Source organism: Trinickia sp. EG282A, from assembly GCF_040965455.1.
In the GTDB taxonomy this organism is placed as follows: Bacteria; Pseudomonadota; Gammaproteobacteria; order Burkholderiales; family Burkholderiaceae; genus Trinickia; species Trinickia symbiotica.
In genome coordinates this window covers 337,764-354,121 of record NZ_JBFRCC010000001.1, presented here as the reverse complement: position 1 = coordinate 354,121, position 16,358 = coordinate 337,764, and the positions used below count along the sequence as shown (strand labels likewise).

Below are 16,358 nucleotides of genomic sequence, written 5' to 3'. Positions count from 1 at the left end.
CGCATCGCGGCTCGAACACGGCGCGCGCTCGACCGACTTCACCTCGGCTCGGGCTTCACTCCCAGCAACTCGCGCAAGTGCGCCAGCTGACCGTCGTCTTTCACCACCGATGCAAGCCACTGGTGCAATGGCATATCGGCCCACTCGGCCGCCTTGTCGGCGAGATAGGCGGCCGGGCTATGCGGCTCCGCGGCGCGCAGAAACTGCGCGACGGCACGCAATTGCGCGATGGCGTCGGCGCGACTTCGGATGACGCCCGCAGGGACGGGCTCGGAATTCGATGGCATGGTCGCGGTTCGTGGAAGCGGCGTCTTGAAGGTGGGCTCGGCGCGTTCGGCCTCGCGCGGCTCGTGCGAATCGGCCGCGACGGCGCCGGGTGCAGGATCGGGACTCACGCCGACATCGCGCGCAAATCGCTCCGCGAGCCCGTAGACGAATGCATAGGACTCCTTTGTCTGCCGGAAACTCGGAGCGGATTCGCCGGCGTATTCGTCCAACCGTGATTCCAGCGTGAGCATCGCCGCTTCGAACGCTTTCAGTTCGTCCAACAACGTTCGGTAGAACGTCACGGGCGTAATACGTTTGGCGGCAGCGATCTGCTCGACGGACGGTTTGCCGCGCGCAATCTCATCGGCGCGCTCCGGGTCTCGCTTGGATGCCTGCGCCACATGCGTTGCAACGTCCCAGTCGACCGCCGTGAAAAAGCTTCCGGTCGAGGTTTGCGTGAGGCGCGTATCGGGCAGCAATTCCGCCGTGCGTCGGACGAGCCATGTCACATTGCCGAGCCGATACTCGGCGTCGTCGCCGTCGGGCAGCGGATGAACCTTGTCCCAGTAGCGTTCGCATAGTCCCGCGAGCAGCGTGTAGCCTTGCGTCAGTCCGGGCAAGCCCTGCTTCATTGCAAGCGCTTCGGTCAGCCACGCCGCGAGCCGCAGGTCCTTCGTCTGCGTGCCGAGCAAAGCGCTGCAGCGATCGATGACGAAATCCCAGTCCGCCTCCTTGATCTCGGTTACCCATTCCCCCTGATCGAGCGAAGGATCGTCGAAGCGGCGCGCCTGCTGGATCGCGTCGAAATCGTTCGAAAACAGCAAGTCCTGGCCACAGGGGGATGCGCCCGGGAACGGCTCTAAAAGCGGGTTGAGGTCGATCGCCATTCAGATTTCCTCGTATTCAATATCGTGGACGTCTCGAGAGTTGCGGCCTTCCTTCCTCGCGATCGTCGATGACGTGGACTTCATAGCGCGCGTCGTCGCGGTCGCGCTCGGATTCCCGCGTGCAGACGAAGGCATCCCAGCCCAGCCGCGCACCACCGCCGAGACGAGCCGCGCCCACCTCGCTGCGCGCGAGTACGAGCGAGACTTCGTATTCGAATACGGCGCCGCCCACGAGCGACAGCATTCGCTCGAGCGCGACCGCGTGCGGCGCGGCCGGCAGGAGCCTCTGGTAGTCACGCTTCGATAGGGGTCCCAGGACGAGTCGCAGCCGCATATCGCGCTGCCAGACGCGCTCGCCGGCGAGCGCCGTCGCGCCGAGCGTCACGTTCGCGTAGCCGAGCTGCGACAGATTCGAGCGCGGCACGTCGTACCACTTTCCGATGAACTGCTCGACGCGCACGTGCACGCGAAAATAGTCCGCAAACACGCGCTCGAGATAGGCAGCCGACATCGGCCGCTGCCGGACCGGCAGCGCATATCCGCCCAGCGCCTCGTCGATCAGCGTGCCCGTCCCTTGCTGCAAGGCACCGCGCGTCGGGAGGTGCCCCAAGCCTGCGATCGCGAGCAGCAACGGCAGATAGCGTTCGTCCTCGTCGAGCTCGTAGTGAAACGGCAGCCGGTACTTCTTCCACGCCTCGTAGAACAGCGCCGTTGCTCGGTGGGTAAAGACATCGAGATACGCGCGGGCGGCACGATCGCGCCGCAATTGCTCACGTGCGATCAGATCTTCCGTGTAGTGCAGCGGCAACGCACCCTGCCCGCCCAGCATGCCAAAAAACGCCGGTACCAGATCGACACGCGCAAGCGAGCGTGCCTCGATCGCCGCATCGCGCGCTTCCTCGCTGTCCAACGGAGCGCCGTCGACGTCGTATGGCGTGGCGCGCTCGAGCTCGCTCGGTGCGAACGTCAGCGACAAGGTATTGCGGAACATGATCCGCTCGCCCGCGTGCCGCACGACGTCTTGCTCGAACCACATCTCGAGCATGCGCACTGCTTGGAAGAACTGGAAGCGATATGGCTCGTCGAGGAGCCGCCGGACTACGCCAGCGTGGACTCTGCGCTGCGTGGCTTGCATCGCATGATCTCCTCGCCGGTGCGCTTGGACACGGCAATCAGTTGTACGAATCGATTCAGGTTGACGTAGAGCCCGAAAAAGGCGTCGAGGACTCTGACGAAGGCGGCAACGCTCGTCCCGACGAAATGCGCCTCGTCGATCGTGAGACGGATCTCGACACCACGCACGAACGTCGCGAACGGCTTACCCGGCAGCCATTGGACGGCCGGCCGCCGCTCGACGCCGACGAGACCTTCGATATGGCGCGTCGACACGGCCGTATGCCGCAAATCGTAGAGCGAGAGCAGCTCCTTCAGCGACGCGAGATCGTCATCGACGAGCGGAGCGTGACCGAGCGCGAGATGCGAGACGAGTCGAAGCTGCATCGACGCTCCGCGCTCGACGCGCACAGTCGGCGTGGGCCGGCAGAGCATGGAAATCGGATTGGCGCCGACGGTGAGCGCCGCATCGTCCTCCATGGCGGCGTCATCGAGGAACAAATCGCCGCCTTCGAGCCCGATGGCAAGCCGCGCCGGCAAGTCGCGATTGGTGCAGGTCAATTCGAGGCTGAGCGTGTCAGTTTGTGCGCTCGATGGATCGAATGCACTCTCGATGATCGAGATCTCCGTCTCATAGCCCGGGCTCATGTCGGCCACGGTGGCGTTGCGGCGCGCGAACCAATATCGGCCAACCTTGCCTGCCTCGTCGTGGCGGAGCGCAAAGAACGGGCGGAACTCCATGATGGTCTGCTCGTTCGCGCCTTCTCTCACCAAGTGAACTGCGTCGATCGAATAGACCTCGTATTCGCGTGCGTTTCGCGCATTCGCAACGACCGGATAAGAGACAACTTCGTGACTGACGTGGATCGGCTCGCCAGGTTGCCTGAAAAGATTCACGACGGGCGAGCAAAAGAGCCGCAGGTGATGCGCCGCAAGCGATTCGATGAGCCGCGGCACCTGGGTTTCGCCGCGTACCCGCCCGATCACGACATGCAGCGTCAGGCGCCGGCAGCGCCGGCTCGCGTGCAGCATGGCGGCAATGTCGAAATCGATGAAGCCGAACTTCTCGGGAAACGCGAAGTATTCGGTCAGCAGGCGGTAGGCAGGATGCGATTTGGCCGGGTAGTCGATCAGCGATTGCTTATCGCTGAATCCGGCCTGCTCGAGCGGAAGCGCCGGAAGACGCCGCCACTCGCCCGGCTCGTCGGCTTCTACGTAGGCGGCTATTGCTTTCATGAAGAGACTGTCGGCCAACGTCGCGACAAACGACTGCTCGCCATGCAGGTAAGCGCGTACCGAATCGAGCCCGATCGCAGTGAGATCGCTCGCCGATGAGGTGCTTTCGAACAGAAACGATACGACGCCCGACGCATCGCCGGGCAGCACGGGCGCGTGCGCAGGTAGCTCGGCAAGCGCCCTGAATTGAGCTCGGGCGAGTCTTATCGGCGCGAGTATCACGTCGTACGCGGTGCGAAAGCAGCAATGAACGCTGTTTACGTCGCGGCTGCGAAGCTGTGTGCCGCGCGGAATGGTGACCGGTTCGTCGATTCGCTCAGCGCTGCTCGGGGCGAACTGCGCGATCGAACACGACGGGAACGGCCGAAGGTAATGCGGGTAAAGCACCTCGAGCAACGCTTCGGCCAACTCGGGGTAGTCATCGTCGAGCTTGCGGTTGATGCGCGCGCCGAGCAGCGCCAGCGCATCGATCATCCGCTCGACATGCGGATCGTCCGATTGCGTGTCCGCAAACGCGAGACGCGGCGCGATCTTCGGATAGCGATCGGCAAAACCCGGCGCGTACCGCCGCAAAAACGCAAGCTCACGGTCGTAGTAAGGCAGCAACGCGTCCATCGTTTTCCCCGAGCGCCAGATCTTTTTGGTTTTGCCGTGGTGCCTGCCGATGGTTACTCGTACATGCGGCTGCGCGCCGCGTCGCCGGCACGGCGCGAGCGCGAGACCGAATACTGCAGCGTCGAAGCCTGGAGCATCGCATCGAAGCTGACCGGTTCTTCGGCTGGGTGCACGACGAGCTTCGCGCGAATGACGAAATAAAGGGCGTTCGTCGATTGCGGGTTCGTTTCCAGGGAAACGGTCGCGCCGCGCAAACGCGGCTCATGCTGCTCGATTGCCTGACGGATCGAGTCGCAGATGCGTACTCGGTCCTCGTGTCGCACGAGGCTCAGGCCCGCGAAGTCGCTCAACCCGTATGTCAACACCGAACGCACGCACTCGCTCCCTTGCGGAAATGGCTCGCGAGGTGCGAGGCGGGTGTTGAGCAGCGCTTCGACGTCACGCGCGACTCGGCTTTTCAGTTCGTCGAGCGAAAGCTGCCGCATCGCGGCGGGCGCCGGCATTCGCGGGTCGTCGTCGAAAAGCTTGTCGAGCAAGCTAGGTTCGAATCGCTTCATCGGTGCGATGCATTCATTCTGAGCTAGCAAGGGCGCAGGCACTTTCCGGCGCCGGCGCCCTTGCGGTTGCTCGCGGACGGTCACGCCCACGCCAACGCTTCACCATGACGGGCGCGACGCGCCGCGCCGCACGTCAGACCGCGTAGGTCTTGTCGTTCTTCGTCAGGCTCCAGGCACCCTGCGCATTGCCGCCCTGGTTGCCGCCGATCTTCTGCTGCGTGTACTTCCATTGCACCGCGGCGTACTTGAGCGAAAACTGCTCGACGGGCAGCCCCTCGCCGACCACGCTCGGCGCAACGCTCGAGACGATGACGTATTTGAGCTTGATTTCGAGGTACTTCACGCGGTTACCGTCACCGTCCGAACGCATGAAGTCGATCGTGACTTCATCGAACGTGGTGCCGCCCGAGGCGTGCTGATAAAGGAGCGGGCTTACGACGTCGATGTCCTTCGTGAACGTCATATCCGCGTGCTCGCAGCGCTCCGCGGTATGGCCGCCGGCCGTCGAGGCCGTTGCCGAGCGCGGCTGGGTGATGGAGTGATTCCACGAGCTGATCTCGATCCAGTTCGAGTGGTCCTTATCCTGCGATTCGCCGTTGATGGCAGGATTGCCGAACTTCATGTAAATGTCTTTCATCTCTCGCGACTCCGAATAAGAGGTTGAGCGGTGGGCCGGGCGATTGACATCATGCATCGCCGCCCTTCGTTTCACGATGCTTAGGCACCCGCCGGCTTCGGCAGATCAGCGACGAGCCGCAGCGAAATCGAGAGCTCGTCCAGTTGGAAATGAGGGCGCAGAAATGCGACCGAGCGATACGAACCCGGCTTGCCGGGAATCTCCGTGACCTGAACCGACGCTTCGCGCAGTGGGAACTGCGCCTTTTGCTCCTGCGTTGCGTTGTCGTCGAGGAGCACGTATTGGGCGATCCAGCGATTGAGGAACGTCTCGACGTTCTGCGCCGAGGCGAAGCTGCCAATCTTGTCGCGCATCATCGCCTTCAGGTAGTGCGCGATGCGGGATACCGAGAAAATGTATTGCAGCTGCGTCGATAGCACCGCGTTCGCATTCGCGCTGTCGGTGTTGTACTTCCTCGGACGCTGCACCGATTGTGCCGCGAAGAACGCCGCGTAATCGGTGTTTTTGCAATGCACGAGCGGAATGAACCCGAGGTCGCTCAGCTCCTTCTCGCGGCGATCGGTGATCGCGATTTCAGTCGGGCATTTGAGCGCGATCTCGCCATCGTCGGTCTTGAAGGTGTGCGTCGGCAAATCCTCCACGAGCCCACCGCCTTCCACGCCGCGAATCGCCGCGCACCAGCCGAAGTCGTCGAACGCGGCCGTCAACCGTGCCGCGAACGCCCACGCCGCGTTGCACCAGAGGTACTTGTTGTGATCGGTACCGTCGACATCCTCGACGAAGTTGAAGCCGTCGGCCGTCAGGCCATCCTTCGGATTGAACGGCAGCCGGCCGAGATAGCGCGGCAGCGTAAGGCCGACGTAGCGCGAATCCTCGGAATCGCGGAACGACTTCCATTTGGCATATTCGACCGTATCGAACACTTTGCCGAGATCGCGCGGCTTGCCGAGGTCGGCGAACGTTTCCAGATCCAGCAGCTCGGGCGAAGCGGACGTGATGAACGGTGCATGCGCCGCGGCGGCCACGTGCGACATCTGCTCGATGAAGTACATGTCCTCCGGTTGACGCGTGATCTCGAAGTCGCCGATCAGCGCCCCGAACGGCGCGCCGCCGAATGTCCCGAACTCCTCTTCGTAAACCTTCTTGAAGAGCGCGCTTTGATCGAACTCCGCCGCGGTCTTGAATTCACGCACGATCTCGCGCTTCGTCGCGTTGAGCGCCTTGATCTTGATGCCCGAACCCGTGTTGCTTTCCTTGCAGAGGTATTGCAGGCCGCGCCACGTGCTCTCGATGCGCTGGAACTGCGATGCGTGCATGACCTCGCTCAGTTGCGCCGAAAGCAGCCGGTCGATCTCGGCAATGCGCGCGTCGAGCGTGGCCGCCAGGTTGTCGGAGACGACGACCGTTCCGTCGAGCACCTGGTTCGCAAGTTCGCTGATGAGGTCCTTCGCCCGCGCGTGCTCCGAATCGGACTTGGCCACCCTGCTCTTGTCGATGATCTCGTCGAGCAGTGACGTCGTTGCACCTGCTTCCGGTTGCGCCGGATTGGCCGTAGCCGCTTGCTGATTCATGTTGCCCTCGCTCGCTCAATCGCCCGGTTTGTCCTGATCGACCGCATCGCCCTGTTCGTCCGCCGGTGCGGCGAGCGCGCGGACCTGCGCTGTATTCGCAAGCACGTCGCTCAGAATGCTCTCGAGCTTGTCGTTCCCGGCCAGCTTGTTGCGCAGGTCGGCAAGCTTCGAGCGTGCCTCGAGCAGGCGTCGCAGCGGCTCGATCTGTGCCACCACCTGATCCGGATCGAAGCTCGCCATCGAGCGGAAGCGCAAATCGACGGCGAACGTGCCGCCCGCGTCGGTGAGCCGGTTCTTGACCTCGAACGCGGCGCGCGGCTCGACGGCCTTTATGACGTCGTCGAAATTGTCGCGATCGATGCTGACGAATTTGCGGTCGCGCAGCTTCGGCTGCTCGACTTCCGATTGACCGGCGAGGTCCGCCACGACGCCGACGACGAACGGCAACTCCTTGATCTCGATCGCGTCGCCGCGCTCGACTTCGTAAGTCAGTTGCACGCGCGGCGGGCGCACCTTCTGCAAGCGTTTCTGAATGCTTTCCTTCTTGGCCATCGGCAGCTCCCCGAAGCGTATGAGTGAAACGAACGACGCTTTAACGAAGCGCGCTGAACGGATCGGCGCCGCTCGCGCCGGCGGCGGCCTTAGGCGCGGGCGCATCGGCGGCCGGCTGGTCGGCCGCGCCCGGATCGGCGTCCTTCTTCGCAACCGTGGCCGGGTGGCGCCGCACGATGCGGCGCTTCTTGACCGGAGGCTTGTTCTGCGCGACTTCCTCTGGGAACAGCGTTGCCTGGCCCAGCGTGTCGCGCAGCTGATGCGCGAGTGCCTGCGCGTCCGTCTTGGCATCGCCGGCGAGCTCGGCGTCCTGGCGCAATTCGCCGAGCGACTGCGTCGCGACGCGAAGACCGCTCACGGCCAGCACGCTTTTCGCGCCGCGGTCCGTCGAATCGCGCTGCAGCGCTTCTTGCGCCGCGACGATGGCCTGCCCGTAATGCGCATTGTCGAACTCGATTTGCGCGATACGCGACCACGGCTCTTCACGCGTCGGGTCGGCCTTGGTCAACTGCTGATAAAGCGCAAGCGCCTTGTCCTTGTCGCCGCCCTTGGCGACGGCATCGGCATCGGCCAGCGCCTTGTCGAATGCGGCCGGCGTAGTCTGATTGGCCTGCTTTTGCGAGGCGCAGCCCGCGATGACGGCACATACCAGCACGGCCGTCGAAAGTTTGCGAAAGATTTGCTGTTTGTTCATTTGCCGACACTGCCCGATCGTTTATTAATTCGCCGAGACAAACCACGGCTTTGCTTTGCGGCGAGCGCGGGCGTATAGTACCGGCCAATTTTCCATAATTCAACTCCAATCGCATGACGATAGCGGAATGGAATTATTGCGAATAAGCGTTATGCAGAACGGATAGGAAACTATTTCCGAGTAAATCGCCTCTTAACAAGGCACAAGAAAAATTTTCCGATATATGAAGCTATACAAACCTGTCCGTTCTCAACTTCGGGACGCGGATACGGGCGGCAGAATTCTAAAAAAGTTTGTCGCGGATAAGACGGAGCGCGCGGTGAAATGCCAATAAAGCGTTATTTGATATGCACCATTTCATTGCTCGTCGCGGGGGGGACGCTCGCGGGTTGCGCGGCTGGCGTCACCGCGCTCGGCAGCGTGGCCTCGACTGCGCTGCAGGCCGCCGGCATCGGCAAGCCCCCGGTGCCCGATTCGCAAAAGCCGCCGCGCAACGTCCCGCTCACGCTCGCCGCGGCGTCCAATCTCAATGCGGCAACCGACAATCACCCGCTTGGGCTAGTGGTGCGTCTGTATGTGCTCAAAGACCCGACCGCGTTCCAGCAAGCATCGTTCGACGTCTTTACCGACCCGACGAAGGAGAAAAGCGCGCTGGGCGCGGATCTGCTAAGCGTGCGCGAAGTGACGCTGATTCCGGGCCAGCATTACCAGATGACCGAGAAAGTGTCGCGTGAAGCGCAGGCTTTCGGCGTCGTTGCCCTCTTCCGCGATCCCGCGCTGCGGCGTTGGAAATTCGCTTTCGATCCGGCGAAATCGGAGAAATCCGGCATAATGATCGGCCTCCATAACTGCGCAATGACAGTGACGAGCGGCACCGTCATTCCGCCCGATCCGGGCTTGCCGATGCCGCCGTTGAATTTGCTGTCGTCGGTATCCTGCGGTTGAACGAGACGGCAATGGATGGTCAATGTCCGTGCAATGAATTTTTTATGACCGCATCAGCGGCGCCTTGAACAACACAACGTGGGTTTCGGGATGAGTTATTCGGCAAAGCTGCTTTGGGGAGAGGGCCTCTTTCTCCGGCCTCAACATTTCCAGCAACAAGACGCTTATCACGAGGCGCGCCTCGTCGAATCGATACGCGCGCTGCAGCCATTCAACTGGGGGGTGCGCTCCGTTGCGTTCGATCTCGATTCGCTCAACGGCGGCACCTTGCGCTTGTCGGAGCTCTCGATCGTCTTTCCCGACGGCACGCTGTTTTCGGCCCCGCAAGCCGATGAGTTGCCCGAGGCCATTTCGCTGCAAACGCTGCCCGAAGGTATCGCCGATTCCGTGTTCTACGTGGCGCTGAACCCGATGCGCGAGAGCGGCAGCAATTATACGGACGACCCGACGAGCGACCGGCCGATGCGCTATGCGAGCAAGCAGGCGGAAGTGGCCGACCAGTTCACGGGCGCGATGACGGCCGCGCTGACGTTCCTCAAAACGCGTGTCAGGCTCGTCGGTCACAACGAGCCGCGCCAGCAGCTCATCGCGGTGCCGATCGTGCACGTGCGGCGCACGGCGACTTCGGGCTTCGAGTTCGACGCCAACTTCGTGCCTCCCTGTCTCTCGATCGAAGCTTCCCCCGTATTGCATCACGGGCTGCGCCAACTGATCGATGCGCTCCAGGCGAAGGTCAACGCGCTCTACGGTTTTCATCGCGAGCCGACGAAGAACATCATCGAATTCCGCTCGGGCGATATCGCGTCGTTCTGGCTGCTGCATACGGTGAACGCGGCGGTCGCCTCGCTCATTCATTTGCATCAACAACCGGCGCTGCACCCGGAGCGTCTCTTTCACGAGCTGTTGAGGCTTGCGGGGCAGTTGATGACGTTCTCGAAGCAGTACACGCTGACCGATTTGCCGGTCTATCGGCACGACGAGCCCGGCCCCGCATTCGCGCGGCTCGACGAGATCGTGCGGGACCTGCTCGAAACCGTCATCTCGACACGTCATTTCGCGATCGCGCTCGAGGAGGTGCGGCCGTCGTTTCGGGTGGGCCGCCTCGACTCGGGCCGGATCGACGAGAAGACCACGTTCTACATCGCCGTATCGGCCGATCTGCCGCCCGTGGAGCTCGTCGAGGTCGTGCCGACGCGTTTCAAGATCGGCGCGCCTGACGATGTGGACAAACTCGTGTTGTCGGCAATGCCCGGCGTGAGGCTCGTTTATACACCGCAGGTCCCGCCCGCCGTTCCCGTGCGGCCCGGCGCCTGCTACTTCGCGCTCGAAGCGCGCGGCCCGCTTTATGAGCGGATGCTGCAGGCGCAATCGGCAATGATCTACACGCCGTCGGGCATCAACGATCTCAAAGTCGATTTGATCGCCGTTACTTCCTGAAATCATGACCGAAGTCCCCTCTCTTCTCGGCAGCAGCGCACCGCCTCCCGTATCCGCATGGAGTCCGAGCGTCGATGCGAGCGCCCAGGCGCGTTCGCTGCACGACCTGCTCTACGACGGCTTCTTCATGCTGTTCCTGCTCAAGCAGGGACATGAGCCCGCCGATGCCGCCGAGTTCAGCTCGCGCGTGCAAGCCTTCCTTGCGGACTTCGAGCGTGGCGCGAAGAAGCTCAATGTGCCGGCTGACGATGTCTACGCGGCCAAGTTCGCGTTTTGCGCGACGATCGACGAAACGGTGCTTTCGTCGACGTTCAAGATCCGCGATGTCTGGGAGCGTCGGCCGCTGCAGCTCACGCTATTCGGCGAGCAACTGGCCGGCGAGAAGTTCTTCGATCATCTCGAAGCGTGTCGTGCACAAGGCGTGGCGCGGTTGCAGTCGCTCGAGGTGTTCCATATGTGCTTGCTGCTCGGGTTCAAAGGCAAGTACCTGCTCGAGGGGCCGGAGAAATTGGCTTATCTGACGGCAAGGCTCGGCGACGAGATCGCACGCATGAAAGGCAAGCGGGCCGCTTTCGCGCCACATTGGCCCCTGCCCGATCAAGTGGCCCATCGCCTCAAGCATGAAGTGCCACTGTGGACCATCGGCGCGGTGTTTGCGTTTATCGGCCTGACCGGTTATTTCGGACTCCATACTTTTTTGCGCGATCATACGCTGGGCACATTGGCGCCCTATTCCCAGCTCGTCAAGCCGGAAGCCGAATCGGCCAATCTGACGATTTCGTTGCCTTGAGCGCGAGCGCCCGGCTCGCCGCGGCGCAAGTGTCATTGCCCGGCCGGCCAACCCGGAGCGCATGCGGCTCCCCAGCGTCGAGTCCGCAACACTACCCCGATCTTTGAAATTCCATTTCGGCGCCGCCGCCGGCTTAGCGCAGGGCGCCAGGCCCCCTCGCGGAGAGCGGCTAGCCGGCCTTCGTGCTGTATCGGAAAAAATCGGCCTCGCTTGTTCCTGTTATGGTTCTCGCGTCCCGGATACGCTTTCTCAAAACGATGCTTGCGCGACACGGAGGGCGAGCAAATGGATAAGCGTGAATCCACGGCAAGCGAGGAGTCGGTTTTATCGACTCTCACGCTGCACAACAACCAAACGCTCGCTGTTTCGCTGCCTCGCAACACGCGACTGATAATAACCGAGGGCGCAGTGCGGTTGACGTACGCCGAGCCAACGCTAGATTGGCTCGGCGAGTCAGCTCCACTCCGATCGCATCTTCTGCAAGAAGGCGACACTTATCTCGTCGAGCGATCTCAATACGTGTCCATGACGGGCGCTTCCTCGAGCGGCACAGCCGTTTTGATCGAGGTCGCCGCCGCGACACACGTCGTCAAACGACTCTACAACTGGTTCGCGCGGTTCTCCGAGACCGGCGTCGCACATGCCGACCAACGGCAAAGCCGCGGTGGGCACGCGTAAGCCGCAAGTGAGGCATCGCGGACGGGCCAACACCCGTCGCGCCGAACGTCCCGCCGATCATCCTCGCGGTCGAGCGACCCACTGCTGCACGCTTGGCCGCGCCCACTGACGCTCGACATATCGCAACACCTTCGGCGGCACCGGGTCGCCGCAGGCAACGAGCCGGTTCAGCATCAGCGCAAAATCGGTGTCGGCGATGCACCAATCGCCGAACACGCCATGGCGGTCGTCGCGGATCAACCGATCGGCCGCATCAAGCAGCTTGTCGCAGGCGAGCTGCGCCGGCTCGGACAACGGTTTCACGGGCTCGGGGAAGTAGATCCGGTCCGCCTGTCTTTCACTCTTCAGCGGCATGAAATCGCTGCGAATCCACGCTTGGAGCTCACGCGCCCGCGCACGCGTTTCGCGATCGGCCGGCAGGACGGCGGCATGACGAGGGGCGGGATAGACTTCCTCGAGATACTCGGCAACCGCCGATGATTCGGACAACGAAAAATCGCCGTGCAGCAGCGTCGGCACGCGGCGTGTCAGCGAGATCTCGCGATAGGCGGAGCTGTGCTGCTGCTTCGCCTTGAGGTCGACTGTCCGAATCTCGAAGTCGAGTCCCTTTTCTTTCAACACGACGAACGCCGACATCGCGAACGCACTGACGTAATCCGCACCGACGTACAAATAAATTGGCGAGGCGTTCATTCAGGATCCTATGTAAAGTTGGGTTGGAGTCACGAAGGTCACGGGTATGCGCGCTCGGCAACGGCGGCGCCTTTCCAAAGCACCGCGATACCGGCGGCCACGACGAGCGCGAGCACGGTCCAGGCGGCGACATAATCGAAGCGGTCGACGATCACGCCGAAAATCGGCGGCATGATGCTGATCGCGACCATGTTGATCGTCATCGAGAAGCTGATCGTCGAAGCCATGACAGACTTCGGCGCCATTTCGGCGAGCTGCAGCAGATAAAGCGGATACCAGCCGACGCCGAACAACCCGAGGACGCAAAAGATCGCCGTCAGCGTGGCGTTCGTCGTCCCCGCGGGCATCGCGAGCAGCGCCACCGTCGCCGCGATGCAGACGGCCATGCTGAAACCGAGCGAGCGGATCCGTTTCGTCGGCCAGAACTTGTCGCTGACCCATGCGAGTCCGATGCGACCGACGATGCCGAGCCACTGCGAAACGGAGAACAGCAGTCCCGCCGCAATCGTCGAATAGTGAAAACGTGCCGTGACGAAGGGAATCGCATGCGTCGCGAATGTGTACTGAAACGTGGCCATCACCGCGCCGGCCGCCATGACAGGCCACACCGCCGAGTGGGCTGCCACGAGCTTGACCGCCGTCGCGAACTTCGGCGGCGCCGCGGCAGGCGCGCCCTGCATCTCGCGTTCATCGCGATGCAGCACGGCAAACAAGATTCCGCCAACGATACTGATCGCCCCTTGAATCGCGAGCGCCATGGACCATCCATGCACCGTCGCGATGAGCGGCAGCGCCATCGCGGCGAGTGCAGTGCCGAGCGGCAAGCCCGCCTGCCGGATCCCCGTCGCCATGCCGCGCTCGTGCGGCGGAAACCAGCGCAGGATTGCCCGCGTTCCGCCCGGCTGCACCGACGCATACGAAGTGCCGATCAACGCAAAGAACATCAACAGGACGGCAAAGCTCGTCGAGAGCGCGGACCCTGCGAATGCCGCCAGGCCCATCAGCACCATCGTGAGCGCAACGACGTATCGCTCACCGAAACGGTCGATGAGCCAGCCGAGCATCAGCATCGTCACGACCTGCCCGCCGTTCAGCGCGCTGACCGCGAGTGCCGCCGTCGCTTCGGTCAAATGAAACGCCTTCTGCAACGGCGGAATCAGCGTATAGATGCCCTGCGCCGTAATCGAGGCGGTGGTTTGCGCGAACGCGGCGACGGCGAGAACGATCCACCGATAGGCGGCGCTGGAGGCAAAGGATCGCCCTGCCGCGTGTTGGCTATTGTGATTCATCTAGTTGGCCCTCTATTATCGTTTTCGTTACCCCGTGACCGACGCTGTCGTCGAGCACGCCCTCAGGTTCCGAGGCCTTCAGATTGCCAAGACTCTTCTGCTGAGGCAAGTTGCTCATGCTGAAAAGCACGAGCGCCTCGTCCGCATCGCAATGAAATGCGTGCATGCACCAAGCCGGAACGATAAGGACGTCGCGTGGCGCGAGTCGCACGGGCTCCTCGTGCTCGCCGACATGAGCGACGCCGCGACCTGATTGAACGATGAACAGATGCCACCAGGCATGCGCGTGCGGCCGCGTCGACTCATGCGGCGGCACAACCTGGACGTTGATGGCCATGCCGGGCACGATCTCGCACCCGGCCGCCGTGCCATCGCGCGTGAGCGTGAACGTGCCGCGCTCGCCGTGCCGCGCCGCCGCCAACGACTTGGCCGTCTGCGGCCACGGCCACGTGACCGCCTGCTCCGGCACATCGGCGAAATGGTCGCGGTACTGGCCGTAGTCGAAAAGCCGCCCCTCGGTGACGGAATGCGTCATAGAGTCGACTCCTCGATAAGAGCGGACTGCGTCGCATCGGTCAGCGGATCCTCATGCAAGCAGAACGTATCGGGATCGCCGCGCAACGCCGGAAACGTCGTCGCCACGAGCGGATCATGGCCAGGGATGACATGCTCCGGACTTTCGGCGAGCGCATCGATCGTTTCGAATGCGTCGAGCACCTTGGCGAGGTCATGCAGGATCGGAAACGGGCGACGTCCGCGCACGTTGGCCCATAGGTGCGCCGCGTCCGAGGCCAGCACGAGATTGCCGCGGCGCGTCGCCACACGCACGACCTGGCTTCCCGGCGTATGGCCGCCGACGAGGCAAAGCTCGATGCCGGGCGCGAGCGTGACCGTGCCCTCGTGCACGACGAGCCGTCCATCATGGAGGATGCCGACCGCCTGCATCACGTCGTCGCGTTCATAAATCTTGGCGAGCTGCCTGTGCCGCATTTCGGCGCCGGTACAGAACCGCAGCTCGGCGCCCTGCACGTGCACGCGCGCATTGGGAAACAGCGCGAGGTTGCCCGCGTGATCCCAATGCAAGTGCGTGACGACGACATCACGGACTGTCGACGGATCGATGTCCAATGCGGCCAGCGCTTCACCCACCGAGCGTTTCATCTGGCGCTCGCGCCTGATCCCGGTCGATAGCGGGAATGCCGTATCGACGACGATCGTTCGCTCGTCGTTGCGAATCACCCAGAAGAAGTAATCGAGCGGCATCGATGCATCCGGCGGACCGCAGCAGGCATCGAAAAAGAAGTTCTCGCGGGCCGTGCGATCCGCGTTGCTGCCGATCCGTAGGGCGTACACCTCGTATTGGGATGTTTTGGATTCCTTCATTTTTTCCAGAGTCCTTGAAACGGTTGTCCGCACTTGTCAGTGCGCCTGTGCGTGCAAGGCGGCCGGCTTTTTTTTGCCTGTGCTGCCGGAAAAATCGAACTCGAGTTCGCCCAGAATCCCGAGCTCGTCCGCGAGCCGATACAGTCCGCTGTAGTCGCGCGTCAGCGCGCTTTGCGCACCGGGTTGCCGCGCATCGAGAACGATCTCGGTCGCATTCGGCAGGCCGAGTTGGCGTAGGATCGCTTCCCACATGGAGAAGTCCTGGGCGACGAAGGCACGCAGTGCGACGGGCAAGGTCGCAACGAAAAACGTCTTTTGTTTCGCCGTCAGCCGATGAAAAATCACCTTGCTGATTTCGCCGAGCGTCTTGCTGTGCGCGTACTCATCGCGGTTGTGCATTTGCGCGACGCTTCGGTTGAGCGGCTGAATCGTTTCGTCGTCGGCCAGGATGTCGAGAAACGCATTGACGCTGATTTCGGCCACCGTTGCGAATACGACGCCCGCGAGCTGCTTTTCCCACGGCTCCACGAGCTGCCGCTTCAGTCTCTCGAGCTCGCGGTAGGTGACCGACATCGGCAAGTCCATGTCGAGCTCGATCTTGCGCTCACGCCGCGTGCGCTGAATCGCGTTCAGGTGCATGAGCGTGTGATAGTGCTCATCGACGAGCGTTTGCCGAATCGATTCGGTGAAAACCCAATCGTCTCCCGCCAGGATCTCGCTCGCGAGATAGTTGAGCGCGGGATTCACGACGTGATCCTCCGCGGCGACCGTGCGGCGGTTGTAGCCGATCCACCCCCACGTCAGGATGGCCTGTTTCAGGGGAGCGTCGAGCCGCTCGATCGCTTCGTGCGTGTAGAACGGCACGAGCGCGACCGGATAATCCGGCTTCTCGGCATCGAATTCGCCGCTCGCGCGAAACCGCTCCATATCGCAGACTGTCGCCCTGCGCGGCCAGCCTTGGTTCAACTGGGCGATCAGTGCCGTGTTCGCATTCTTCATGGGTGAATTCCTCTT

The 16,358-nt window shown here is 62.6% G+C and carries 17 protein-coding genes; 4 read left to right on the top strand and 13 right to left on the bottom strand.

Annotation, left to right across the window (positions count from 1 at the left end; genetic code table 11):
• Positions 1-38: 38 nt before the first annotated feature.
• From tssA to AB4Y31_RS01585, 8 genes are all read right to left on the bottom strand, one after another.
• The gene (tssA, locus tag AB4Y31_RS01620) at positions 39-1,154 is read right to left on the bottom strand and encodes a type VI secretion system protein TssA (protein WP_368672419.1); all 1,116 of its coding nucleotides are present in this window, start codon (positions 1,152-1,154) and stop codon (positions 39-41) included.
• A 16-nt stretch (positions 1,155-1,170) separates the two neighbouring features.
• The gene (tssG, locus tag AB4Y31_RS01615; RefSeq protein ID WP_368672418.1) at positions 1,171-2,289 is read right to left on the bottom strand and encodes a type VI secretion system baseplate subunit TssG; all 1,119 of its coding nucleotides are present in this window, start codon (positions 2,287-2,289) and stop codon (positions 1,171-1,173) included.
• Complete coding sequence (gene tssF, locus AB4Y31_RS01610) at positions 2,253-4,118, bottom strand: type VI secretion system baseplate subunit TssF (protein WP_368672417.1); 1,866 nt, start codon at positions 4,116-4,118, stop codon at positions 2,253-2,255. Before tssF ends, tssG begins: the two co-directional genes overlap by 37 nt.
• Positions 4,119-4,171: 53 nt before the next feature.
• Positions 4,172-4,675: a type VI secretion system baseplate subunit TssE gene (tssE, locus tag AB4Y31_RS01605; protein ID WP_018442521.1), complete on the bottom strand. Its 504-nt coding sequence runs from the start codon at positions 4,673-4,675 to the stop codon at positions 4,172-4,174.
• A 133-nt stretch (positions 4,676-4,808) separates the two neighbouring features.
• Positions 4,809-5,312, bottom strand: coding sequence for a type VI secretion system tube protein Hcp (locus AB4Y31_RS01600; RefSeq protein WP_018442522.1), 504 nt, complete (start codon positions 5,310-5,312; stop codon positions 4,809-4,811).
• A gap of 80 nt (positions 5,313-5,392) precedes the next feature.
• Positions 5,393-6,883 carry a type VI secretion system contractile sheath large subunit gene (tssC, locus tag AB4Y31_RS01595; RefSeq protein WP_368672416.1) on the bottom strand — a complete coding sequence of 497 codons (1,491 nt, stop codon included), beginning with the start codon at positions 6,881-6,883 and terminating at the stop codon, positions 5,393-5,395.
• Between the two features lie 15 nt (positions 6,884-6,898).
• Positions 6,899-7,435, bottom strand: coding sequence for a type VI secretion system contractile sheath small subunit (gene tssB / locus AB4Y31_RS01590; RefSeq protein WP_368672415.1), 537 nt, complete (start codon positions 7,433-7,435; stop codon positions 6,899-6,901).
• A gap of 40 nt (positions 7,436-7,475) precedes the next feature.
• Positions 7,476-8,129, bottom strand: a complete 654-nt coding sequence (locus AB4Y31_RS01585; RefSeq protein ID WP_018442525.1) for a hypothetical protein — start codon at positions 8,127-8,129, stop codon at positions 7,476-7,478.
• A 324-nt stretch (positions 8,130-8,453) separates the two neighbouring features.
• Between AB4Y31_RS01585 and tssJ the strand changes: the two genes are divergently transcribed.
• The 4 genes from tssJ (at position 8,454) to AB4Y31_RS01565 (ending at position 11,979) form a co-directional block, all read left to right on the top strand.
• The gene (tssJ, locus tag AB4Y31_RS01580) at positions 8,454-9,074 is read left to right on the top strand and encodes a type VI secretion system lipoprotein TssJ (protein ID WP_368672414.1); all 621 of its coding nucleotides are present in this window, start codon (positions 8,454-8,456) and stop codon (positions 9,072-9,074) included.
• Positions 9,075-9,164: 90 nt separating this feature from the next.
• On the top strand, positions 9,165-10,511 hold the full coding sequence (gene tssK / locus AB4Y31_RS01575; RefSeq protein WP_368672413.1) for a type VI secretion system baseplate subunit TssK: 1,347 nt from the start codon (positions 9,165-9,167) through the stop codon (positions 10,509-10,511).
• Positions 10,512-10,515: 4 nt separating this feature from the next.
• Positions 10,516-11,301: a type IVB secretion system protein IcmH/DotU gene (icmH, locus tag AB4Y31_RS01570; protein ID WP_368672412.1), complete on the top strand. Its 786-nt coding sequence runs from the start codon at positions 10,516-10,518 to the stop codon at positions 11,299-11,301.
• Between the two features lie 285 nt (positions 11,302-11,586).
• Positions 11,587-11,979, top strand: a complete 393-nt coding sequence (locus AB4Y31_RS01565; RefSeq protein ID WP_368672411.1) for a hypothetical protein — start codon at positions 11,587-11,589, stop codon at positions 11,977-11,979.
• A gap of 57 nt (positions 11,980-12,036) precedes the next feature.
• Here the strand turns inward: AB4Y31_RS01565 and yfcF are convergent, their stop codons facing one another.
• Genes yfcF through AB4Y31_RS01540 form a run of 5 tightly spaced genes read right to left on the bottom strand, consistent with a single transcriptional unit; the run spans position 12,037 to position 16,343 of the window.
• Positions 12,037-12,672 (bottom strand): glutathione transferase, encoded by a 636-nt coding sequence (yfcF, locus tag AB4Y31_RS01560; RefSeq protein ID WP_018442530.1) that lies wholly within the window; start codon positions 12,670-12,672, stop codon positions 12,037-12,039.
• Between the two features lie 38 nt (positions 12,673-12,710).
• Positions 12,711-13,961 carry an MFS transporter gene (locus tag AB4Y31_RS01555; RefSeq protein ID WP_368672410.1) on the bottom strand — a complete coding sequence of 417 codons (1,251 nt, stop codon included), beginning with the start codon at positions 13,959-13,961 and terminating at the stop codon, positions 12,711-12,713.
• Positions 13,948-14,496, bottom strand: coding sequence for a cupin domain-containing protein (locus tag AB4Y31_RS01550; RefSeq protein ID WP_368672409.1), 549 nt, complete (start codon positions 14,494-14,496; stop codon positions 13,948-13,950). The genes AB4Y31_RS01555 and AB4Y31_RS01550 overlap by 14 nt, the downstream gene beginning before the upstream one ends.
• A complete protein-coding gene (locus AB4Y31_RS01545) occupies positions 14,493-15,344 on the bottom strand; it encodes an N-acyl homoserine lactonase family protein (RefSeq protein WP_368672408.1) in 852 nt (283 codons plus the stop codon). Before AB4Y31_RS01545 ends, AB4Y31_RS01550 begins: the two co-directional genes overlap by 4 nt.
• Positions 15,345-15,380: 36 nt before the next feature.
• Positions 15,381-16,343: a diiron oxygenase gene (locus tag AB4Y31_RS01540; RefSeq protein WP_368672407.1), complete on the bottom strand. Its 963-nt coding sequence runs from the start codon at positions 16,341-16,343 to the stop codon at positions 15,381-15,383.
• Positions 16,344-16,358: the final 15 nt, after the last annotated feature.